General features: G+C 43.3%; 3 protein-coding genes and 1 pseudogene. All 4 read left to right on the top strand.

Annotated elements, in window-relative coordinates:
• A partial coding sequence (locus Q0625_RS00740) for a substrate import-associated zinc metallohydrolase lipoprotein (protein ID WP_298822992.1) occupies positions 1 to 688 on the top strand: 688 nt, incomplete at its 5' end.
• 17 nt (positions 689 to 705) lie between these two features.
• On the top strand, positions 706 to 2025 hold the full coding sequence (locus Q0625_RS00735) for a DUF4302 domain-containing protein (protein WP_298822991.1): 1320 nt from the start codon (positions 706 to 708) through the stop codon (positions 2023 to 2025).
• Positions 2026 to 2117: 92 nt separating this feature from the next.
• Complete coding sequence (locus Q0625_RS00730) at positions 2118 to 2714, top strand: hypothetical protein (protein ID WP_298822990.1); 597 nt, start codon at positions 2118 to 2120, stop codon at positions 2712 to 2714.
• A 106-nt stretch (positions 2715 to 2820) separates the two neighbouring features.
• A pseudogene (locus tag Q0625_RS00725) lies at positions 2821 to 3031 on the top strand (hypothetical protein); the annotation flags it as partial.

Below are 3031 nucleotides of genomic sequence, written 5' to 3'. Positions count from 1 at the left end.
AGGGGTTACCTACAAATATGTAGATGCCAATTACGATATGAGTCGCCTGCTCTATCCACCTACCGAGAGCAAGGTACAACCTTTCTTGGAGATGATCAAGGATGTATGGATAGGAAGCTATGTGCAAGTGGCGGGAGCCAATTTTGTCAAGCAAATAGCCCCTCGTGAGATTGCTCTTATCGGAGGGAAGAGCTTAGACCCAATAGATGATACTGAAACCCTTGGTACAGCCGATAATGGGGTGAAGATTACCCTATTCCGTGTGGATCATTTCAATTATGATGACCTGGATAGTGAGCTAGTTAAGCTGTTATTTCACACCATTCAGCATGAGTATTGCCATATCATAAATCAGAAAAAAGCCTTCTCACCTGACTTTGCCAAGATTACCCCTGCCAATTATACCAGCACTTGGTTTAACCTTGTAGATGAGCAGGCCAATGCCTTGGGCTTTATCACCAGCTATGCTATGGCTAATCCTTTGGAAGACTTTGCTGAGATGACCTCCATGATGCTTTTGCAATCCAAGAGTGAATGGGACGCCACAATTGATGCTATGCCCGATACGGGTAAGGCCGCTATTAAGAAGAAGGAAGCCTTTATCGTGGATTATTTCAAAGGAGAGTGGGATATCAATTTCTATGAGCTACAAGCGATAGTCTATCAGAGAATGCAAAACTATTTGTAACCTAAAACGATGCTAAGATGAAAAAAATATTATATATGCTTGCCCTTGGGGCAGTGGTAGGATGCCAAAAGAGCGAACCCGATTTGCTCTTTGGTAAGACGGCGTCCGAACGTATGGAGGACGCCAAACAGGAGCTACGCCAAACGCTCTCTGCAGCGCCTAATGGATGGAAGCTGACCTATTTCACCGTCAAAGGGTTCTTTGGGGGCTTTACAATCCTAATGAAGTTCGATCCTAATGGCCGTGTGGTGATGACCTCGGATATAGAGAACACCTTTGAACCCAGAGAAAGTAGCTACCAGATACAGGAGGGGCAAGGTCCATTGCTGGTTTTCACCACCAAGAACTATATTCATGACTTGGCAGATTCCTCATCTCCTCGGGATTTGATGCCAAGTGGCTATTTAGGAGAATTCCAGTTTGTCTATTTTGGCAAAGAGGGCAACAAACTCAAGTTTCGCACCCAGCGTAAGGATACACAACAGTTTGTCTATTTTGAACCTGCAACGGCCGATGAGTGGAACTCTATGGAAACCTATCACAATGTGGCTACCGCTATTAGTGGATCTTATTATGCTAAGGTAATTACCTCGGCAGGGGCAGAGAATTATTATATGACATTCAACCATCGTCTGCTCACCTTCACGTCTATGGATAACAGAGAGAAGGTATTCGAGACAGGGATGGTTCCTATCGCCGATGGTCTTGCATTAGAGCCCCCCTTGAAGATAGAAGGTAAGTCCTTTACCAAGCTCACTTCAGTGCCAGGTACCTCACCGACGGACTATACCGCTACGATAGATGGGGTTACACTGGAGTTACACAGCCGCGGAGATCCATCATTAGAATTCGAATCACAAGGTGATAAGATCTCTACTGACTTCAATGCGCTGATTCCTTTTGGGCAAGATATCTTTAAGAACTCGCCCTATATGAGTCCAGACTTCTTTAGGGATTTCTATACCATAGACGAAGAACGTGAGTTTGTGAGCTATGAGATGATTTTCAATTCCGCTGATCGAATGACCTTACGTGTGGGCTACCTTTTCCCAGGGGAGCACGAACAGTCCTACTTGACTTACAATTGTACTTATGTGGTCAGGGATAAGAAGCTGTATATCACCTATGTAGAGGAAAACCCAGAATTGGATGCCTTCTGGACAAACCCCGATAATGAGGAAATAGCCACCTTGGCACGCCAACGTCTCCATAACTTTATAACACTAAGTAGTGAAGGGCTTTACATATGGAAGACCCCAACAACGGTCTTTGTGCCTATATATTATATCAAGAGTATCGCACAACCAAACTATTATTTCCCTGCACTCTCCTTCTAACTAAGTGAAAAGTGAAAAGTGAAGAGTGAAAAATGAAAATCCCATTTTTTGCTCTTCATTTTTTAATCACTATTCTTTAATCACTAATCATCATGAAGCCTTTTCTTTCCTTTGTTTTATTCTTTTGGGCGCTGGTATCTTTAGCTCAAGAGACAGCTTCCATACCTCGCTGGTCTATGCAGGTAGATGCGGGTATTGGTTTTAGTGAGATGAAAAGTCCTGACTTTAATATCATGGGCTTTGTAAGTAGAGGGCAATGGCGGTTGCTCTATGCCCCCAAGGAGCATTTACGCTTGGAAATGGGCTTGGGCTATAGCCAATTTGCTCAGAGCACCTTGCAACAATCCGAGCGAGAATATACTTCCTTTAAGGTCAATACGATGGAACTCCCCCTGAAGTTTGTCAAGCGATACCCTGTACTTTTGGATAAGCTCTACCTGAATTATGGTTTAGGCTTTCAGCTAAGTGCGCCTATAGGACATGAGCTAAAGACCCCTACCCTGAGTGAAAGTAGTTCCAAGGGAGGTACTTGGTTTGTCAGTGGAGTAGCGTTGGTAGGTTTGGAAGCCCATGCTTCGGCTCGTACCAAGCTCTTTTTCTATGGAGAGTATAATGCTACTCGGCAGAAAGGTAACTATATTGCTGCCCAACAGTTCTTGATAAACTTTAGTGTGATATACATGCTATGAAGATAAGGTAAGAAGTAAAAGGTAAAAAGTAAAACCTTTTACTTTTTATCTTTTTCGTTTAGCCAAAAATTCGTACATTTGTCCCTTAGAAACAATCTAATTATAAATGGACAATATCTCACAGATTCTCTTCTTAGTATCTGATAGCTTGCTGATACCAGATATTATTGTACTATTGGTACTCTTCGTTAGAGCCTTGTTCTTGGTGGGGAGCTTCTACAACCAATATATCACTAAGTATAAGAACGAGCGGCAGTTGCGCCCTATTCTCAATGAGTTAACCCCTGAGCGAATGGAAGCGTTGCAGGCTGCACTCC

The organism is uncultured Capnocytophaga sp., from assembly GCF_938029845.1.
Classification (GTDB): domain Bacteria; phylum Bacteroidota; class Bacteroidia; order Flavobacteriales; family Flavobacteriaceae; genus Capnocytophaga.
Note: the sequence above shows the minus strand (reverse complement) of the source record. Positions and strands in the feature narration are given on the sequence as shown.